Raw genomic sequence first — 17,071 nt, forward strand, 5'->3', positions numbered from 1 at the left:
GAAGTATGAAGGATGAAGTATGAAGTATGAAGTATGAAAATAATGAGTTTTTTCATACTTCAAATACGAGTCCTATATATAATTTGCGTGTTAGGTTTTGAGATTTTGTGCGACTTGTCTAACTGTTTCTATTTCCCAATTGAACGCTTGGGCGATTTGTTCGATTGTCAAACCAAAGACTAACAATTGAGATATGGTTTCTAATTTTATTTCCTGTAGACCTTGCAAACGTCCTTCTTCTAGACCTTGCAAACGTCCTTCTTCCTTAGCTTCCTGATAAAATCGTGTCTGACGCAATTCATCTAACCCAAACATTGCTTCAATCTCCTGAGGATTCATTGTCTTGATTGTTTGCTTTTTGTACAACTTGTCTAACTATTTCTACTTCCAAATTCAACGCTTGGGCGATTTGTTCCACTGTCCGTCCCAAGACTAAAAATTGAGGTACGACTTCTAATTTTGCTCGCAAGAGTCCTTCCTGTATACCTTCTTCCTTAGCTTCTTGATAAACTCGTGTCTGCTGCAATTCGCTTAACCCAAACATCGCTTCAATCTCCTGACGACTCATGGTGGGAAACTTATAAATCAAGATAGTCTCTATTAATTCACTCTAGTCGATTATTGGGCATGGGGTATTACTCGTAATCCACTCGATCAGTCACAGCTTTTAAATTTTTCTTAAGCACTGCTTTGCACTGGTTGCAGGTCGTATAAAGCGATGAGGCTTCAAAGGGTGATATCTCCTTCCCGCAAACTGCAATAACAACAGATTCCCCGTTCCAGCCACCAGGGACAAAATGAACTATTTTTGACATCTCACCAACTCCCGGAACAATAAACGTGCAGCATAGGATGCAACCTTCATTCGCACCAGCTTGACCGGGCGTCCGGCGGCTTTTTCAGTATCCAGCAATCCACCCAAGGTGACGCCTATGTGATTAGCCAAGCGCGATCGCTTAGGTTCAATCCTGGTAAACACCCACTGCCACAAAGCCTTGCGGCAAAGGTCACTACCTCCAATTATCTTACTTTTATGTTTATCACCAGATGACTCCAAGCTGGGAGCTATGCCCAAAGCTTTTTGAAATCTCCTCAACGAAAGGTGACGCTTGGTGGATTTTTTGGAGTTACGCCCCTGGCGTATCCTCACTTCTGGTTTACCATCCGCATTGAGGAAGGCTTCAATAGGGTAAATCTGGGAAATTATCACAGACTGTAAGCGAGTGCCAAACCCAAAACGTGTGAATACAGCGCGGTATTTCTCAAAGCGTGAATCACTGAGCAATTGGGACAATTCCACCTCGATGTTGAATTCTTCGGTTTGGAGATTGCACAATCGCTGTGCATGTTGGCGAACAGTAGCAGTTATCCCCAGTCCCACAGTTTGAGCGTAGAGTGCATCATATTTCTTGCTGGGACGCACCCCAGCAAGCCACCCCCATAACAGAGGGACTTCACCAGATGCGCCGCGCACCGACTTGACAAGCGCCACCTCTGGAAACTGCCACGCCAAATCCTGACGCAAGCGATTGATAATGGGACTTTGCACACGGTTAAGGTGAGCGAGTCTTAGTACCAATTCCCGAATTTTGACAATTGCCTCATCTCGAATTTGCACAAATCGACGTGGGTCTTGGTGGTAGTCGAAGTAGTAGCAGGCGAGCGCTAGTGCATCGGCGTCATCATCTTTGTCTGGCAACGCTAAATGATTTGCTCGATAGTTCCGCAACTCCTTGTGACCAACTAACCGCACTTCCACCCCGGCACGGGCTAAATGCGTACCCCACAGCTTAGAGTAGTTGTTTCCTGTGGGTTCCATGATTGCAACGTCTGGCTGCAGTTGCAGTAACTCACGAATTCCTGAAGCGTTGGCCTCTAGTTTTAAAAAGTGGCAATCATAATAAAATTGACGTGGCTGAACTGGCTTGTCTGTCAACAGGCAAGCAGAAACTGAGGACTTGCTAACATCAAGCCCCAAAACTTTAATCATTCGGTTTCCTCTGGGTGGTTCGTTTAATGTCCCTAGTGTCGATGCCTATGAATCACCCGAAGGCCATCAGCCTAGTTCACTCTCAAGGCAATGCCGCAAGCGGTAACTTGCGGCGACACAGGGATGAAATCAGTGCAAATGCACCAACCGAGCTTGGGAATTGCTGAAAGCCGCGAGAGCTTGATTCTAGTAAAAAGCCCTAAGCTGCTGCATTTGCACTTAACGTCTGGGTTGGACTCCAGACCGCGACTACAGCAGTGCTGTAGTTTCGCCAGTGAGTCAAGCTGGCTCGTCAGGCGGTGTAATCACCAGCCATTGCGATCGCCCTCCTCAAGGATCTGTTGCAACATCTGCTTTCCCTTTGCCCACTGACCACCACTGAGACGCAACACATTTTCAATGACGTAGGTTTCGCTCTTAGCTTCAAGTAGTGACTTCACTGCTAAATACAAGGATTTTTTTTGTGAAGTTGAAGCTTGAAGTTCAACAACATGATCTGCGCTCGGCTCTTGATACAAGTGTTCCAGGCTTTTAGTTAGCTCCTCCTTGACTTCCGGCGGGTAAGTCGCTGTTTGATAAACCTCATAAAGCGCCTCCTCTTGTTGCTGAGTGTGCAACGCAATTTCTAGCTGCTCTAACTCCTGGTTCATTGCAGACAATGCCCCCCGGCGGGCTTCTTGGATCATCAGTCTTTGGGATTCCCTGACGAGTTGCACCCCTGCAACCAGTGCCAAGCTGTAAGAAATTCCCTTACCAATTGCAGGCATAGGGGAAAGTGCAGCGAACCAGAAAGCAGCGGTACTTGCTAACAAGCAATTGGTTTTTATCCAGCGATTAGCCACTGCAGCAACCCTCCCAATACAACAGAACAGGCTACAGCAATCAGCAGCGCGTAGTAATCAGGTTCGGATATTTTCAAAAACTGACGGGCTGCATCATCGGTGACTAAAGCCATACCCAAGGCAGCTGCACACATGATGTAAATCACCCACATAACCCGGAATAAAGCCGGATGCAACGCCCCTAGCCAAGCCACACAGCTAGAGGCGATACACCCCAACAGGAACCAAGCCCCCAGGTGTACCGCCTTAGTCATTAGTAGTTATCCTTGATTTTGGCTCTTAACTCTTGAATGCGTTGCTGTGCTTTGTTTTCAGCGCGGTCTAAACCAAACCCAATTTGGCGTATTCTGGACGCAGTGCGTGGAGGTGTCGCGCCGTGCTTGCGTCGGCGCGTTTTTTAGTTAGTTCGGCGTCGGCTGTGCCGCGAATGTAGTTGCGGTGGTGTTTGTGAACTGCGGCGTCAGCGGCTTCAATCTTGCCAAGCGATTTGTAGGCGCGTTGAGATTGCTTTGCACCTTGGGTTTTTTCTGTGGCTAATTCCTTGAGGGCATCAGCTTCTGGCTTGGTAAAATAGCGGGGTACGTCACTGACAGGTGCTGTCCGGACTGACTCCCAGGCGCCCGCGTTCAATGGGTTTATCGCTGTGGGGTCAGTTGGAGCCAGCACACGATTTTTGTCTATGGCGTGACCACCTGTGGCGAGTGAGGATTGACTTTCTTTGTTGCTGGATTTACCAGCAGCGCTGGTGATGCGAGATAGGATACCCATAATCTTTACTCCTTATTGACAAACTTGGGTCTTGACTTGCTGCAGTTGTTCGGACTGCGCTTTCATCTGCCGCAGTTGCACTTGATCTGCACTTTGGTAGGTGAAAATTGCCCCTAGGCTTAAACCAGCAACTAAGGCTGCAGCGAACAGCACGAAATATGCTGGTGTTAAATCTGGTGTCGCCGCTGGTGTTGGGGTGGGTTCTACTTCGGGGTAGAATTCGCCGGTGAATGGTACAACTTTGCTGGTGGGCTGCTGTTTATTCTTCACCGTCTCCCTCCAGCAACATTGGTTGATAGGTGGGTAGCAGTAGGTGAGATGTGCCGGCTGCGAGTGCGGCGCGAAGTGAGGTTTGCATAATTTCCCGGTCTTGGGGTGTGGGATTGTCCCGCATTTGGCGAATGCGGTGAATCACTCTGCCTGGGAATTGTCGCCAGTATTCGTGGGCTAATGCGTTGGCATCATTGGCTAGCAGTGATTCAAGCAGGTCATCTGCACTATTTTCTGCATCGTCATCCGTTGCATTTTCTGGTGCAGTGTTGCGGCTACGCAATAGTTCAATCCCGGCATCAGTCCACATTTTGCGTCCTGATTCTTCAACCACCACATGCACGTCAATCTGAAATACTCCAGGGTGACGGCGTAGCCAAGAGCGAATTGTGCTTTCTGGTATCCCGGTTTCGCGGGGATGCTTCAGGCGTGGTGTACAGATTTTGCATTACTGTCACTCGTTGGTAAAATCTCCTTATCAAAATCAAATCCATTACTTGGCGATCGCACTCCTGATAAAAGGCGATCGCCTTTTTAATCGACTAGCCCAAGGACTTCGATCGCGTCTTCCTCCACGAATCCATAAGAGATATTGTTGAGCAGAACGAATTGGTAATCTTCATCAAGCTCATCGATGGCGTCTATCAATTTTTGAGGGATATCTGAAAAATTCAATTCCTCCCACTGGTAAGCGACGCTGGTATTCTCTCTTAAAGCAATGCAGATTAGTCCACATAATCCCAAGGCTTGGGAGCGATTAAGTTTGGCTGTGTCTGCGAGAATTTTTTGAATGATAATATGGACTCCTTATAACTTGGTATTTGACTGGCGATCGCTCTGTGCTACTGGTAGGGCGATCGCCTTTTGCATGAGCATCAGGTACAAATTCAAGGGTGTTTCCACGCGGGGACTAGGCAGTGCGTGGGTGCTTGCTCCAGGTGCAACGCGAAGGGTTAGGCGTTGGGGAGCGGTTTTGTGTTGCAAATATAGTTTTGCGTTTGCAAAACCTAAATGTTATATTATGCAAGTGCAAAAGTCTTGTCAAGGTTTTGCATTTGCTTAAAAGTTTTGCATTTGCATAAAATAAGGGAGTAGTTGTGGAATGTAAGAATGGTCAGACCAAAGAAACACGCCGAGGACTCGAAATCAGTCACAGTCCGAATGAGTCAAGCAGATTGGGAGAAGCTAAAAGCTCAAGCATCGGCGATGGGATTAACCAGATCGGATCTTCTCACCAAGATTGCTCAGGAGGAAATCACTCTAGGACAGGCATCAAGCCAAACAGTTCTGCTGGGAAAATCATAGAGCGTCTCGAATTCATCGAGAACGCTTATTCTACATATCTTGAAGGTCGTCAACAGCATTTAGAAACTAGCCTGATTGAAACCAAGGAACAAAAAGAACTTTTCAACAATGCAGTTCAAGAGCTTAAACGAGAAATACGTGATTTAGTTTCTGCCGAGGAACATATACCAGAATCTAAATAAAACCGTCCTACCTACTGGGTGAGGACGGTTTTGTTTTATGAAGAAAAGTTCAAAAACAAATACGGGTATCCTCCGATGCTCAGATCAAAGTAACCCGTAGATGCTGGAATGAGTTGCTTCTACCAACTCAACCACTATGCATATATTAGTCCTTTCAATCTGGTTCATCTTAATGCTAGGTGCGCTGTCTATTTGCTGGCAGATTGTACAGCCCGATGTTGCAAGAGCCGCAAGAAAAAGACGCTACCACATTCAAGAAATGATCCGCGAGGGAAGAGAGCGAGCCAACAGGCAACCGCGACGATCCACATCCAAATCACGCACCACCAGAAAACCTGGGAGAGAAAAAGTCAACCCTCGACTTTGGAGCCAACTAATCACCCTAGTTCAAGGAGACACAGCCGTTGCCGCCAGATTGATCAGATACGAACAAAACCGAAATCCCGATCGCAGTCGTGACTGGTGTGCAGAAAAAGCCATTTGGCAACTACAGCGCGATCGCCACTAAAAAAAATCAAAAGCCATCCAATGATTAAACAGATGGCTTTGACTCAACAAATCACTTAAATTATGACAGAAAAAACCCAGAAAAACGCCCTTCCGTGGACAGAAGAACACGAATCATTCTGTTACCAAAACCGAATTCCCAACGCTGCAAAAGTCCTTTGGCAATGGCTAATGAGACAAGGGGAAGTCAGCCTAGAAACAGAACCTGACCTATACAGAATTTAATGCTTGGGTAGAAAAGTCAAGAGGCAAGGGATACAGTCACAATTATTTAAAGAAGATGTTCGAGTTACTTTGCGAACATCGGGTAATTCAAGTGGTAAAGCAGTACAGTTGGAAGATATTTAAGTTACTAGTGAGACCGCTGGAGTGGTTGAAGCCACCGAGAAAGAAGACGAGAAAAAAACTTACAAAACAATAACTCGACTTACAATCCACCTGAACTCAAAAGATAAGTCTGCCGTTGAGGAGGATATACAGCAGCAGCATTCTAATCTTATTAGCAATCAAGCCACCCTTGCAGATGAAGGTATACATTTTGACGAAAGCGAGAAAGAGGTTTTAAACCATTCAAATCCTGAAATAAAAGTATCTATTGCTCTATTTAAGATACGTGGTGGATTTGATAAAATTTCCAACCCAGAGGGATTTATTCGCTCTTGTTTACGTCAAAGATGGTGGGAACATCCGACTAATATCAAGCAACTAAACGCAATTCCTGAATACGCTCCTAACTCAACATTTTGGGATGAACTTAAGGGAGTTGAGTCATGAGTCAACAACTCTCCCTATTCACCCTTGCCCCTGTAAGCCAGATTAAGACAGTACAGGATCCTTACTGGGATGAAATAGTTGCGCCCCAACACATTCAAGAAAAAACTGATACTCAGCAAGCTGGAACTCCGTACAATTGTGTTGGGGCGCAAGTAAACGAAGATACGCAATTAGATACCGTAGAATCTCCTGTTGGGGCGCAAGTTGCATTAGATACTAAAAAAGTTGCGCCCCAACACGATACCCACTGGGTAGAGAAATATTGGGTCGAACGCTCTGGTAGTAAATATTGGTACTATCGCTACTGCTGGATGACTGGCAGGAAGAAAAATCGGATTTATCTTGGCAGTGCAAATAGTGCGATCGCTAAAAATCGAAAGGCAGATGTAGAAGCCGCAATCAACGACGGACAGACACCACAAGAGATTCAACACTTGATTCACTCTTGGCGTCACCATTCGCAACCAAATTCCTAAATCTTTTGAGTTCATCCCACCGGCGGCTTTCTAGTGAAGCAGTACGGCTGTACTGATTGGGGCGAAACTCTGCTTTTCTCCGTTCCACAAAAGAATCAATAAATTTGAGAATAATCTGCTGTTCCATGTCAATGCCAGAATCCAGTTCCCTGGCATAGTTCAAGATTTGATCAGCTAGTTTGACTGGAACGCGAATTGTTTTAGTCTTGCCATTGTTCCAAGCCGAAGACCAGCTGGTACTGTTAGTTCCTGGTTGCAAAGTCATAATTTTCCTGTAACGCCTGTGTCAAGGCAGGATACAGGGTTTTTCTTGTGATTGCAACCTTGAAAAAATGCGATCGCCCAATGAATAAAGCGATCGCCCAAAAAAATAACATTAAGTTTGTGTCAATATTGTCACGGGAATGTTGACGGCGGGTAAAGCTCATCTACCTCCTCCCAGGCAAAGTCTGCCAGGGTTTCTAGGGCCTTAGCCAAGTCCACCGGGTGATCGTAATTTCCCTCCTGGAGGCGCTGGAAGAAAATTTCGATTTGCAGGAATAACAGCTTAGTGTTCATAGAGTAGCGATCGCCCCCTTAACACGATCAGCCGAAATTTCTACGTAACGTTCCAACGACTTAAAATCCTTGTGACCAGTGATTTTCTTAATCGTGTACAGGTCAGTTCCATTGCGGTGCAGTTTGGTAATGAAAGTCCGGCGGGTGGAATGAGTGCTGATACCCTTAGCCGTCAAACCCAGTCTTTCTATAGCAGCTCGTAAAATTTTATCTGCCCACCGAATCGTAATTGGCATGTCACCATCACGGCAGGGAAAGAGCCAGCCCGAACTAGAATCTGGAGTGTAATTAGATAAAGATTCAGCCAGTACAGGGTGTACAGGCACTTGTCTTGTTTGGCGCTTACCGTCTGGCGTTGCCTTGCGAGTAATCGCCCGAAAATTAATATATTCCCGTGGCGTGCCGTTGGGATTGTAAACATCCTCTATCCTTAACTTTACCAGTGCCCCCCACCGTTCCCCGGTGTACCAAGCTAAATCTAAAAGCAACTTGTATTTTTGACTTTTAATTTGCTTGCGGATTTTAGAATAGTCCGTGTCAGTTAAAATAGCCGATTGTCCGTTTCGGTTATTTTTCATGAAAATTCTCCTCAGAATTGTTCCGGATTAACCAGTTGCAATGGTTAATTCGGAACATTTGCGTTTTTAGATATAGTCAATATCTGCTTAAATACTAATGGTGGTAGGCTTTTCAGCCCTCAGTGATTGTTCTTGATTTACATAAAAGTGGAATATTTACATTGTTTTGATTACTGCTTAAAACGGGTTTATTCACTTCATTAATCTGACATGACCACCATCAACCTTTCAACGGATATCCCCTCAGCCATCAACACCTTAGAAAAACTAAAAATTGGTCGTTCTCGTTGGACATTAATACTTCCGCATTACAGATATGGTTCTCAACATCAACCTAAATTCCCTGATTACGAAAAAGGCGATTATCGAGGAATACAAGTTTTAAACGACAACTCTAAAATTATCGTTTGGTGTAAAACCGAAACTGAATGCTCAAGAGTTATTAACGCATTAAAACAATATGTAGACCCCGACCGATTAAAAGGAATAGAGCCACTACAAGTAACCAATTCTAATCAAGAATACAAAAAAATTTCTGTCACTCCGACACTATGTTAATTCTTTCCCTCCGGACAAAAAGACGTTGTACCTTCATGGAGTAAAAAACTAAGAGAAAAAAAACGTGAAAACAAACTTTGATGAAGTCTACTATATAAACGGAAGACAATCTATTAAATTAACTAGCTTTGCTAAGATAGTTAATTATTCTGATGTTTATTTACTTCAAGTTATTAAAAATTTATTTAAAAAAAGTATTTATATTGCTTACAAATGGAAACGCAATTATTACGTATTTATCCCTAAAAAGCCACTAAAAAGTGAACTAGACAATTTTAGTGATATTCCTGTTGAAACTATAGAAACTCCTAGCGGGGATAATTTAGATATAGATTGGCAAGCAGCTATTAGCTATCTTCCGGTATCTGTAGCTAACAAGCTTTTAGAGTTTCAATTTAATTTTTTGATTCAAGATAAAAAAATTTATTTAGTGAGTGCCTCGCGTGCTGCACTTTCTTCGACATTAACCCCAAAGAAAGTTTCTAGATTTATTCCCCTCAATTCAGCCAATTTTCCAGCTACAACAGATTACAAGTACGGATACTACATTTTTTACAAGGATAAACGAATGAGTACTTTTGCACCTGGAACAAGTGGAACTTTGAAATCAACTCAAATTCCTGCTGCTTTTTTTGAAGTTTGTCGAGCACTAGACGCCGCTGAAAATTTAAGAAATGGATCTAACCCTGGCTTACCACCAAAAAGAAATCTTTCTACAACAATTTCTTTTGACACAGGTACTGTTGCAATAGCTGCTACTCTTCCAGTCACCACAACTATTCAAACAAGCGGTTCAATCGATATAGTTGCGAGCGATTATCTTGGCTCTACATACTCTGCTTTTGTTAACGGCGGTGGAAGTTTAAAATCAGATACTCTTCCAGAAGCATTGTTAGAGATTGCAAGCATTTTAGCTGCTGCTGAAAAAGCTGTAACGCCGGCCGAAAATCAGCCTAACAATGTTCAAATTCAATTTGATATTGAAACTGGTAGTGCTACTATATCAGCCAATCTACCTTTTACTACTTTAGCTGCAGCTAATGGAGATGTGACGATACACGCCATTGATTACCTTTAATTAACACCTGCATAAAATTAATAGGAGTTGATTAAATGGCTAAAACAGAAAGCGTTGACTTGTTTATTGCAATGACAGATTCTTCCGCTGGCGGGGCTGGAAATGGTGCAGTTAAAATTAAATTTGCTTGGAAGGGCAATAAAGTTGCTTATCCAGATGATATTGCAAAGCAAATAGGCGTACAGACAGCTAAAGCTAATGAGCCTGGGTTGATTTATGGCATGAATAAGCCAAGACCTGCTCGCATTTATGTTAATGTCAGCATGGGTCAAGGCAAATCTAGAGCCTTTTTATTGTTTGCTGATCCTGGAAAATTAGGCACTTTATTAATTAAAAATTCCTTGAGAGGTAAAAAGTATCGGGGAGGAACAATAACAAGCGTTTCTCTTCCCAAAACTTCTACTAATCCAACTCGATCTAAAACCAGTAGTACAGCAGGTAAACCAGGAAGTAAGCCAGGAGCTAGACCAACAGCCAAGCCAGGAGCTAGACCAACAGCTAAACCAGGAGCTAGACCAAAACCTAGGAAACCAACAAAATAATAACCAATGATTAACTCTCAATTGGTTTATCGGAGTGAGTACAGATGGGACTTAAAAAAAGTTGATTCTGTAATCATTCCGTACTTATTTGATAATGATGCTAACTTAATTATTTCCTTAGAAGCTAAACCACTAAAAAACTATAAAAGTAGTGGAAGAATTGAGCAAATATTGATTGATTACCCAAATAAATTAGTTGCTAGTTCACAAATTCTGCGTTTTGGTAATCAAGAGTTAACCTTTGCTCAAAGAGGAAGATTTCAGTTAGTTTTCTTTCCAAACGCATATCTTGGTAAAACTAAAATAACAATACATAAAATGTTTTTCCCTTTAAGAAAACAACAAACTACACAAGCTCAACCCACTGCTGACATCAATGTTTCTAGTACTGCTAAATCTGTCATTATTTCGGAAAAAAGTGATGCTAGCAGATATTCGTATTTAATTAGCAATACAGGCAGTTCAAGCGTTTATTTTAAATACGTCCCAATTGGCACTAACTCTAATGACGTTACTGTCTCTGCTACTAATTACGATTTTGTATTATCAGCTAATGAGAAATTTTTAGATAGTAACGCTAGCCAAAATGCGATTGTTGGCATTTGTTCGGGATTATTGTCTACTGCTAAGGTTAAAGTGACTGAATACCTGTATATATGAAATTTAATCCTAGTGCCGCTAGTTTTGTATTAGCTTTGATTTGTGCCGCTTCTGGCTGGATTACTTGGTGGTGGAACAAATTAAAATTTGAGAGACAGCGGAGTACTCAAAATGCAGTAGCCGCTGCAGAAAAAGCTCTCAATGAGCAGCGCGATTTTAATCATCTTGTTGGTAATCAAAAGCAGATATCAGATTGTATTGGTTATGGATTAAAAGAAATTGATTTTAGATTTGATAATATTGACAAACAATTATCTGAAATCAAAGCTTATTTAATTCGTAACAAGGATTAACGTCTATCTCTAATTAAGTCGTTAATGGCTTTTTCCCAGCATTCTTGCTCGCTTAACTCAGGATATTTGCTTTTTATTTTGTTGGTTAGCCTTTGACAGGTATCTTTATCTCCGTTTACAAGATTTAGCAGTTTCTTTTTAGTTTCAGGATGAGCAGGAAAGGAAAACATATTAATTAGGGATTAAACTATTAATCCACTATGCCGACAATTTTTCTAATCAACATCAGAAAATTTTCTGTCAGAAGTTGTCCTTAGCTGCTCCTGTCCTTTGTAAAGTTTTAACCTTCCACAAGACTTGTTTGGGGATTCTAGTAACTGTCGCTGTTTTGCTGCTGTGTAGATTTCTTGCTGGGTGCGATTGATTAACTCTCTGGCAATGGTGATTGCTGTATTTTTGTCTTCGATGATTAATTTAATCGTAGCAATTCCCACGGGTAGTGATGAAGTCTCTCCTAATTCGTCGAGATAAATCCGACTGACACGTCCGCTAGCGAAAAATTCGCTGTAATGTTTAATATCTGCTGTGTCTAGACTGCGTGTGGGATAGAGAACTACTCCTTTCCAAGGATTTTGGGGTTTATTTTGACGCAAGTATAAGCTGATTTCGGAAAATAAGCGCAAATAAAATTCGGCGTCGGTTTGAAACTGGACTTCTACGAAGTAGATGGGGTTGTGTTCTCCTTGTGTTGGCAGAAAAACACCATCGATGCGGAATGCTGTTTGCTTGATTTCGATGGAGGAGAATTGATAAACTTCTGCGGTTTGGGGTGAGTCACCAATTAATTCAAAAAATATGCTGGGAAATTCTTGAAAAAGGCGATAAAAAATACTGTCTGTTTTCACACTAGATGGATGACGGGAATTTAGGCTTTTGTGATTCTACACCAAGAAGCGATCAAGTCAGATATTAAATTATGGTCGAGCCGGGAATTTCTGTGACGGGTGGCTCTCCCCAGGTTTCAATTTGGTTTAAGGTGTGACGGCTGAGGGGATAAAATCTCAGGCTATCTTCTGATGGTTTGATTTGTTTGCGGAGTCTTTTTTTTAGTTCTTTATATTTAGTTTGATCGAGAATACATTCAAACACTGAATATTGCACTCGTTGACCATAACCTGTTAATAAATCTGAGACTTTCTTTCTTCTTTTATCGCATGGTATGTCATATACTACCACATAAAATAACATGATTTAGCGAATTTGATAAGGCTGATATGTTTGGTTTGGTTGATAAACAAAGTTTTTAAAAGCTTTTATTTGTTGAGTCATTAAATCCCAGCGTGGTTGCTGTTCTCCGGTGCTGTCTTGCACTGATTCTTCTAAACGCTGGAGGAAATATTTAATGTATTTTTGGCGTCCGGAGTTATTCAAATAACAACCGCCGTCGTGATATTCAAAATCTGCTTGGGTATTGATGACTTTGGTATTCACTAACCACAAAACTAAAGAATCAATTATGGGGGAGCGAAATTCTTCAATTAAATCGGAAGCTAAAGCCGCGTGACGTTCTGTACCTTGATGCAAACAAGCGTGGTAAGGGTCTAAACCTTGGAGTTCAATGAGTGTGAGTAAATGATTCCATAAAATTTGATATCCAAAACTCAACATAGCGTTGACTGGATTTCCGGGAGGACGACGAGTGCGAGCTAAAAAGATAAATTCGGGATTATTTAAACACTCACCAAAAGCAGAAAAATATTGAGCAGCGCCAGCACCTTCTAAACCCATTAAACGTTCTATTGTTTCTGCTTCTCCGGCTTTTTGTACTAATACTTCTAAACTTTTAATAGCGATTTCTGTAGTTTGTGAGGGGTGACGCCGCTGTTGTCGTTGTAAAAAGGTGCGACTATTTTTAAGTTTACCTTGGACAATTTTTCTAGCTACTAATAAACGTTCATCTGCTGTTAATTGTTGTTGATAGCGGGATAATTGCCGATATCCTCTAGTAATGGGAATTAGTCGCCCATAACAATATCCCATGCGAGATAAATAAGCAATGGGGATATCTCGCCACAAACAAGTGCGAATTGCTTGGGTAGTGATTTGCGATTTACCAAAGATGAGGATTTGTTCTAGAAAAGGTAATTGCACTTCACCGTGGACTGTTTCTCCTTGTTTAATAATTAAGTTTTCACCTTTGAGAGTGATGTAACAACCTTGTCGAGAAACATAAAGTGTCCGCATATTTATTTGGTATTTTTATTTTTTTTCGTGAGTTGAGATTGTTGCTCAATGACTTGGGCGAGTAAAGTTTTAATTTGGGATGGTTGTAAAAAATTGATGATTGCATCACCGGCTGTGGCGTTGACAAAACTAGCGATCGTTACCAGGATGGTGTTGATAATTACCGCTGCTAGTCCTAGAGGTGCAATTAATAAAATGATTAAAGTAACTGTGCCGTTGAGTAAGGCTACGGAAAGATTGCGAACTAAAGCGGCGCGGGAAGAGATATACATATATATATAGGTTTGGTTTGGAGAAATTATTTGTGTAAGAGGGGAACGGGGAAGAAGATTCGGTAACGTGTGCGGACTTTTTTCAAAAATCAAATAGGAGTTTTATATCTATATTTCTATTTACACAAGTAATTTTACAAAACCGGACTGTGATACGTGGTGATGATTTACGCCAGGGTGGGGAAATTGGGTATTGGGTATTGGGTATTAATTTTTGCGGCGGTGTCGGTGAAAGTTGCAAAGGCTGATTTTGTCGTTTACCCGGCCGATGTCTTTCTGTGTCAGGGTTTGAGGGTTGTTAGATGTCTGTTTTTGTAGCGAGTTGGGTTTGATTGTTTCACCCCGTCGCAAATGGCAGCTGGACATCAGGCGAGATAAGGGGTTTAATATGAGGGGTCGCTTTTCTTTGGAGAAGCGGAATTAATGGAAACTTTGAGTATATGGAACCCCGGATACCTAACTCGGTGCGGATTTCCTCGTCGCTTTTCTTTGGAGAAGCGGAATTAATGGAAACGCTAGGATTGTGGGGAAGCCAGAGCCGACAGCCACGTCGCTTTTCTTTGGAGAAGCGGAATTAATGGAAACTACACCAATCTTTGCTGATAGTATGCTAACGCTTTGTCTAGTCGCTTTTCTTTGGAGAAGCGGAATTAATGGAAACTATCAGCTTGTACAGGTCTGACTGATAACTTAGGGCTGATGCTGTCGCTTTTCTTTGGAGAAGCGGAATTAATGGAAACTGTAGTAGTAAATACTTGGGTCGGCTGGAAAGTTGCGTCGCTTTTCTTTGGAGAAGCGGAATTAATGGAAACTTTTACCAGTCACACCACCGGGGGCGGCAATAGTTACTGTGTCGCTTTTCTTTGGAGAAGCGGAATTAATGGAAACATATAATATTTTGCCATTACCCATAGGTAGAATAACAGTTTTAGGTCGCTTTTCTTTGGAGAAGCGGAATTAATGGAAACTTTACCCATACGCCGTAGCTGGTGTCTGAACAGTTGTCGCTTTTCTTTGGAGAAGCGGAATTAATGGAAACTACGCCCAAGCCTGTCAACACGGGTAACTATAACCTCACTAACGTCGCTTTTCTTTGGAGAAGCGGAATTAATGGAAACACCCCTTTTGTATTATTTGTTTCAACCCAAATAACTTTGTTAGTCGCTTTTCTTTGGAGAAGCGGAATTAATGGAAACACATCGGTTAACTTTAGTTGACTTAGCCTAGTCTCGTCGCGTCGCTTTTCTTTGGAGAAGCGGAATTAATGGAAACGTTCTTCAAGTCGCCGATGCTCGACTACGGCTATGACGTGTCGGGTCGCTTTTCTTTGGAGAAGCGGAATTAATGGAAACCTACCCTTACAAGTTCGAGGTAGTGTACGAGGCTATCCGCGTCGCTTTTCTTTGGAGAAGCGGAATTAATGGAAACATTAGTTTTCCATTGCATGATGTTAACGGAGGTGAGTTCACGTCGCTTTTCTTTGGAGAAGCGGAATTAATGGAAACCTTATTAGCACTGTGAACAATAGTACAGGCATTGTATGTCGCTTTTCTTTGGAGAAGCGGAATTAATGGAAACAGAAACACATCGGCAAGCTCAAGCCGAACTTGAAGTATACATAGTCGCTTTTCTTTGGAGAAGCGGAATTAATGGAAACTTGTTGCTCACTTTAGTTGTTGTTGCTCACTTTAGTCGCTTTTCTTTGGAGAAGCGGAATTAATGGAAACGCAACGGAAGCACAGCCCCCGTGAGAAGACCTGTCGCTTTTCTTTGGAGAAGCGGAATTAATGGAAACTCAATAATTCTCAGGCTGACTCTTTATCACCTAAAGAAGTGAGGTCGCTTTTCTTTGGAGAAGCGGAATTAATGGAAACTTGGTAAAGGGCGCTACAGTGTTGCTCACATATATATCTGGTCGCTTTTCTTTGGAGAAGCGGAATTAATGGAAACTACCCGTTGCCCTGCTTAACTAACTTAATAACTCGTCGCTTTTCTTTGGAGAAGCGGAATTAATGGAAACATAATATCGTATTCCCTACTTATTACCCCGAGCTATCCGGCAAACGGGTCGCTTTTCTTTGCAGAAGCGGAATTAATGAAAACGCGGATAGGGGTACAACATGTTGCATTAGTGTCAACTTAACGCGAAACCCTTGTCCCGCCTCAGAATGAATTCTGAGTCTCATAGCTTAAGTCATCTCAAGATGACTAAAAATGCTCACAAATCCCTAGTCTACTTCAGTAGACTTCAGCTATTAGCCTGGGAATTCATTCCCAGGCGGGTATGAAAGCCAAGCATTTAAGCAATCTGTGGCTTAAGTTGACACCAATAAACATGTTGTGTCCCTACACGGATAATTTATTTCAATACTCATAATCTATAAAAACCATAAAAATGATGCGCTACCAAGATAGACACATTTTTATGGTTTTTTTACTTGCTGAATCTACTGAAATCAATAAGCAAACCCCAGTTTGAGAAAGCAAAATGCTCTTTTACTTGCTGAATCTACTGAAATTAATAAACAAACCCCAGTTTGAGAAAGCAAAATGCCTTTTTACTTGCTGAATGTACTGAAATCAATCACCAAACCCCAGTTTGAGAAAGCAATTATAGATTTTCACTAAACAAACACAACTAAACATAACTATATTTTTCCCGCGCCCCAACGCCCCAAGCCCATAAAGTTCGTCATTTGTGTCCAACTACTTTAGGGTTTTATTGCTTAACACAAATTAGAAAAAAATGCCATTTATTTTGCAAAATAGGGGTTGACAAGTATAAATTTATACTTTACATTAATTAATAAGAAAGGCGATCGCCCTCTGCCAAGAAACTGCGATCGCCTTTCCCTAAACCCCCCATTATGGGAGATAAATACAATGATGACACAAGTAGAAAAGTTTGTAGAAAATCAAGACTTCGCCCCATCACAATTTCAACAATACCTAGGTGGCGAAAACTTAAATACACCCCCTCTCAAGCAACCCGTTGAAAATACATTACCCAACAGAGAACGGATTAAACATATACTCATCGGTTCACCAAAAGCCGTTAGGAGCACAATTCATTATTTGCAAATAATTGGCTACGCCAGCGTGGGAGACTGGAGTCCACTGCTACCAACCGAGAACTCAGGCGAAGTGATGAGTATTTTAATCCGCCAAATCTTAATCCCATAACCAACTGAACCAAACAGCACCCCGACTTTTCCCACAAGCCGGGGTTTTTTA

25 protein-coding genes, 2 pseudogenes and 1 CRISPR repeat array are annotated in these 17,071 nt (G+C 42.1%); of the genes and pseudogenes, 10 read left to right on the forward strand and 17 right to left on the reverse strand.

From position 1 onward, the window contains the following. Window positions 1-90 precede the first annotated feature (90 nt). The 10 genes and pseudogenes from MIC7126_RS0124015 to MIC7126_RS30790 form a co-directional block, all read right to left on the reverse strand. Complete coding sequence (locus tag MIC7126_RS0124015; protein ID WP_017655681.1) at window positions 91-339, reverse strand: RpnC/YadD family protein; 249 nt, start codon at window positions 337-339, stop codon at window positions 91-93. Further along, window positions 320-607: pseudogene (locus tag MIC7126_RS0124020) on the reverse strand (DUF2887 domain-containing protein); the annotation flags it as partial. The gene MIC7126_RS0124015 and the pseudogene MIC7126_RS0124020, both read right to left, overlap by 20 nt. A gap of 195 nt (window positions 608-802) precedes the next feature. After that, window positions 803-1,990, reverse strand: coding sequence for an IS110 family transposase (locus MIC7126_RS0124030; RefSeq protein ID WP_017655684.1), 1,188 nt, complete (start codon window positions 1,988-1,990; stop codon window positions 803-805). 305 nt (window positions 1,991-2,295) lie between these two features. Continuing rightward, on the reverse strand, window positions 2,296-2,832 hold the full coding sequence (locus tag MIC7126_RS0124035; RefSeq protein ID WP_017655685.1) for a hypothetical protein: 537 nt from the start codon (window positions 2,830-2,832) through the stop codon (window positions 2,296-2,298). Beyond that, window positions 2,814-3,086, reverse strand: coding sequence for a hypothetical protein (locus MIC7126_RS0124040; RefSeq protein WP_017652309.1), 273 nt, complete (start codon window positions 3,084-3,086; stop codon window positions 2,814-2,816). The genes MIC7126_RS0124035 and MIC7126_RS0124040 overlap by 19 nt, the downstream gene beginning before the upstream one ends. 67 nt (window positions 3,087-3,153) lie before the next feature. After that, window positions 3,154-3,600: a hypothetical protein gene (locus MIC7126_RS28265; protein WP_017655686.1), complete on the reverse strand. Its 447-nt coding sequence runs from the start codon at window positions 3,598-3,600 to the stop codon at window positions 3,154-3,156. A 12-nt stretch (window positions 3,601-3,612) separates the two neighbouring features. Then, window positions 3,613-3,870, reverse strand: coding sequence for a hypothetical protein (locus MIC7126_RS0124050; protein ID WP_017652150.1), 258 nt, complete (start codon window positions 3,868-3,870; stop codon window positions 3,613-3,615). Further along, on the reverse strand, window positions 3,860-4,204 hold the full coding sequence (locus MIC7126_RS0124055; RefSeq protein WP_154655968.1) for a hypothetical protein: 345 nt from the start codon (window positions 4,202-4,204) through the stop codon (window positions 3,860-3,862). Before MIC7126_RS0124055 ends, MIC7126_RS0124050 begins: the two co-directional genes overlap by 11 nt. 200 nt (window positions 4,205-4,404) lie before the next feature. After that, window positions 4,405-4,614 carry a hypothetical protein gene (locus MIC7126_RS0124060; RefSeq protein ID WP_017655688.1) on the reverse strand — a complete coding sequence of 70 codons (210 nt, stop codon included), beginning with the start codon at window positions 4,612-4,614 and terminating at the stop codon, window positions 4,405-4,407. Window positions 4,615-4,677: 63 nt separating this feature from the next. Next, window positions 4,678-4,854, reverse strand: a complete 177-nt coding sequence (locus MIC7126_RS30790) for a hypothetical protein (protein WP_017655689.1) — start codon at window positions 4,852-4,854, stop codon at window positions 4,678-4,680. Window positions 4,855-5,045: 191 nt separating this feature from the next. Here MIC7126_RS30790 and MIC7126_RS0124070 point away from each other — a divergent pair, with 191 nt between their 5' ends. The 4 genes from MIC7126_RS0124070 (at window position 5,046) to MIC7126_RS0124085 (ending at window position 7,114) form a co-directional block, all read left to right on the forward strand. After that, entirely contained in the window at window positions 5,046-5,357 is a 312-nt protein-coding gene (locus MIC7126_RS0124070) for a hypothetical protein (RefSeq protein ID WP_154655969.1), read from the forward strand. A gap of 172 nt (window positions 5,358-5,529) precedes the next feature. Continuing rightward, entirely contained in the window at window positions 5,530-5,865 is a 336-nt protein-coding gene (locus MIC7126_RS28270; protein ID WP_017652305.1) for a hypothetical protein, read from the forward strand. 368 nt (window positions 5,866-6,233) lie between these two features. Beyond that, entirely contained in the window at window positions 6,234-6,638 is a 405-nt protein-coding gene (locus tag MIC7126_RS32100) for a hypothetical protein (protein ID WP_017655692.1), read from the forward strand. Beyond that, window positions 6,635-7,114 carry an Arm DNA-binding domain-containing protein gene (locus tag MIC7126_RS0124085; RefSeq protein WP_017655693.1) on the forward strand — a complete coding sequence of 160 codons (480 nt, stop codon included), beginning with the start codon at window positions 6,635-6,637 and terminating at the stop codon, window positions 7,112-7,114. The genes MIC7126_RS32100 and MIC7126_RS0124085 overlap by 4 nt, the downstream gene beginning before the upstream one ends. Here the strand turns inward: MIC7126_RS0124085 and MIC7126_RS30795 are convergent. The 3 genes from MIC7126_RS30795 to MIC7126_RS0124095 all read right to left on the reverse strand — a co-directional run bounded on the left by MIC7126_RS30795 (window position 7,038) and on the right by MIC7126_RS0124095 (window position 8,250). Further along, a complete protein-coding gene (locus MIC7126_RS30795) occupies window positions 7,038-7,379 on the reverse strand; it encodes a hypothetical protein (RefSeq protein ID WP_154655922.1) in 342 nt (113 codons plus the stop codon). The genes MIC7126_RS0124085 and MIC7126_RS30795 overlap by 77 nt on opposite strands. Beyond that, entirely contained in the window at window positions 7,357-7,542 is a 186-nt protein-coding gene (locus MIC7126_RS30800) for a hypothetical protein (RefSeq protein ID WP_154655970.1), read from the reverse strand. The genes MIC7126_RS30795 and MIC7126_RS30800 overlap by 23 nt, the downstream gene beginning before the upstream one ends. Before the next feature lie 126 nt (window positions 7,543-7,668). After that, window positions 7,669-8,250, reverse strand: a complete 582-nt coding sequence (locus MIC7126_RS0124095) for a tyrosine-type recombinase/integrase (RefSeq protein WP_017652142.1) — start codon at window positions 8,248-8,250, stop codon at window positions 7,669-7,671. 210 nt (window positions 8,251-8,460) lie between these two features. Here MIC7126_RS0124095 and MIC7126_RS31435 point away from each other — a divergent pair, with 210 nt between their 5' ends. From MIC7126_RS31435 to MIC7126_RS0124120, 5 genes are all read left to right on the forward strand, one after another. Continuing rightward, the gene (locus MIC7126_RS31435; protein WP_017652141.1) at window positions 8,461-8,808 is read left to right on the forward strand and encodes a hypothetical protein; all 348 of its coding nucleotides are present in this window, start codon (window positions 8,461-8,463) and stop codon (window positions 8,806-8,808) included. 64 nt (window positions 8,809-8,872) lie between these two features. Then, window positions 8,873-9,886, forward strand: coding sequence for a hypothetical protein (locus MIC7126_RS0124105; protein ID WP_017652140.1), 1,014 nt, complete (start codon window positions 8,873-8,875; stop codon window positions 9,884-9,886). A 35-nt stretch (window positions 9,887-9,921) separates the two neighbouring features. Continuing rightward, window positions 9,922-10,428 (forward strand): hypothetical protein, encoded by a 507-nt coding sequence (locus tag MIC7126_RS31440; protein WP_017652139.1) that lies wholly within the window; start codon window positions 9,922-9,924, stop codon window positions 10,426-10,428. A 6-nt stretch (window positions 10,429-10,434) separates the two neighbouring features. Then, the gene (locus MIC7126_RS32105; RefSeq protein ID WP_017655694.1) at window positions 10,435-11,088 is read left to right on the forward strand and encodes a hypothetical protein; all 654 of its coding nucleotides are present in this window, start codon (window positions 10,435-10,437) and stop codon (window positions 11,086-11,088) included. Continuing rightward, window positions 11,085-11,381, forward strand: coding sequence for a hypothetical protein (locus tag MIC7126_RS0124120; protein ID WP_017652137.1), 297 nt, complete (start codon window positions 11,085-11,087; stop codon window positions 11,379-11,381). Before MIC7126_RS32105 ends, MIC7126_RS0124120 begins: the two co-directional genes overlap by 4 nt. Before the next feature lie 308 nt (window positions 11,382-11,689). Here the strand turns inward: MIC7126_RS0124120 and MIC7126_RS28285 are convergent. The 4 genes and pseudogenes from MIC7126_RS28285 to csx18 form a co-directional block, all read right to left on the reverse strand. After that, a pseudogene (locus MIC7126_RS28285) lies at window positions 11,690-12,226 on the reverse strand (Rpn family recombination-promoting nuclease/putative transposase); the annotation flags it as partial. Window positions 12,227-12,290: 64 nt separating this feature from the next. Further along, window positions 12,291-12,569 carry a CRISPR-associated endonuclease Cas2 gene (cas2, locus tag MIC7126_RS0124135; RefSeq protein ID WP_017655697.1) on the reverse strand — a complete coding sequence of 93 codons (279 nt, stop codon included), beginning with the start codon at window positions 12,567-12,569 and terminating at the stop codon, window positions 12,291-12,293. Between the two features lie 3 nt (window positions 12,570-12,572). After that, window positions 12,573-13,565, reverse strand: a complete 993-nt coding sequence (gene cas1 / locus MIC7126_RS0124140) for a CRISPR-associated endonuclease Cas1 (RefSeq protein ID WP_017655698.1) — start codon at window positions 13,563-13,565, stop codon at window positions 12,573-12,575. A gap of 2 nt (window positions 13,566-13,567) precedes the next feature. Further along, window positions 13,568-13,837: a CRISPR-associated protein Csx18 gene (csx18, locus tag MIC7126_RS0124145; protein WP_017655699.1), complete on the reverse strand. Its 270-nt coding sequence runs from the start codon at window positions 13,835-13,837 to the stop codon at window positions 13,568-13,570. A 395-nt stretch (window positions 13,838-14,232) separates the two neighbouring features. Beyond that, a CRISPR array of direct repeats spans window positions 14,233-15,940; the repeat unit is 36 nt; unit sequence GTCGCTTTTCTTTGGAGAAGCGGAATTAATGGAAAC. A 780-nt stretch (window positions 15,941-16,720) separates the two neighbouring features. On the opposite strand from csx18, the gene MIC7126_RS0124155 reads away from it, so the two are divergent. After that, window positions 16,721-17,020 (forward strand): hypothetical protein, encoded by a 300-nt coding sequence (locus MIC7126_RS0124155; protein ID WP_017655701.1) that lies wholly within the window; start codon window positions 16,721-16,723, stop codon window positions 17,018-17,020. Window positions 17,021-17,071 lie beyond the last annotated feature (51 nt).

The sequence above is a fragment of the Fortiea contorta PCC 7126 genome (assembly GCF_000332295.1).
Taxonomy (GTDB): Bacteria; Cyanobacteriota; Cyanobacteriia; order Cyanobacteriales; family Nostocaceae; genus Fortiea; species Fortiea contorta.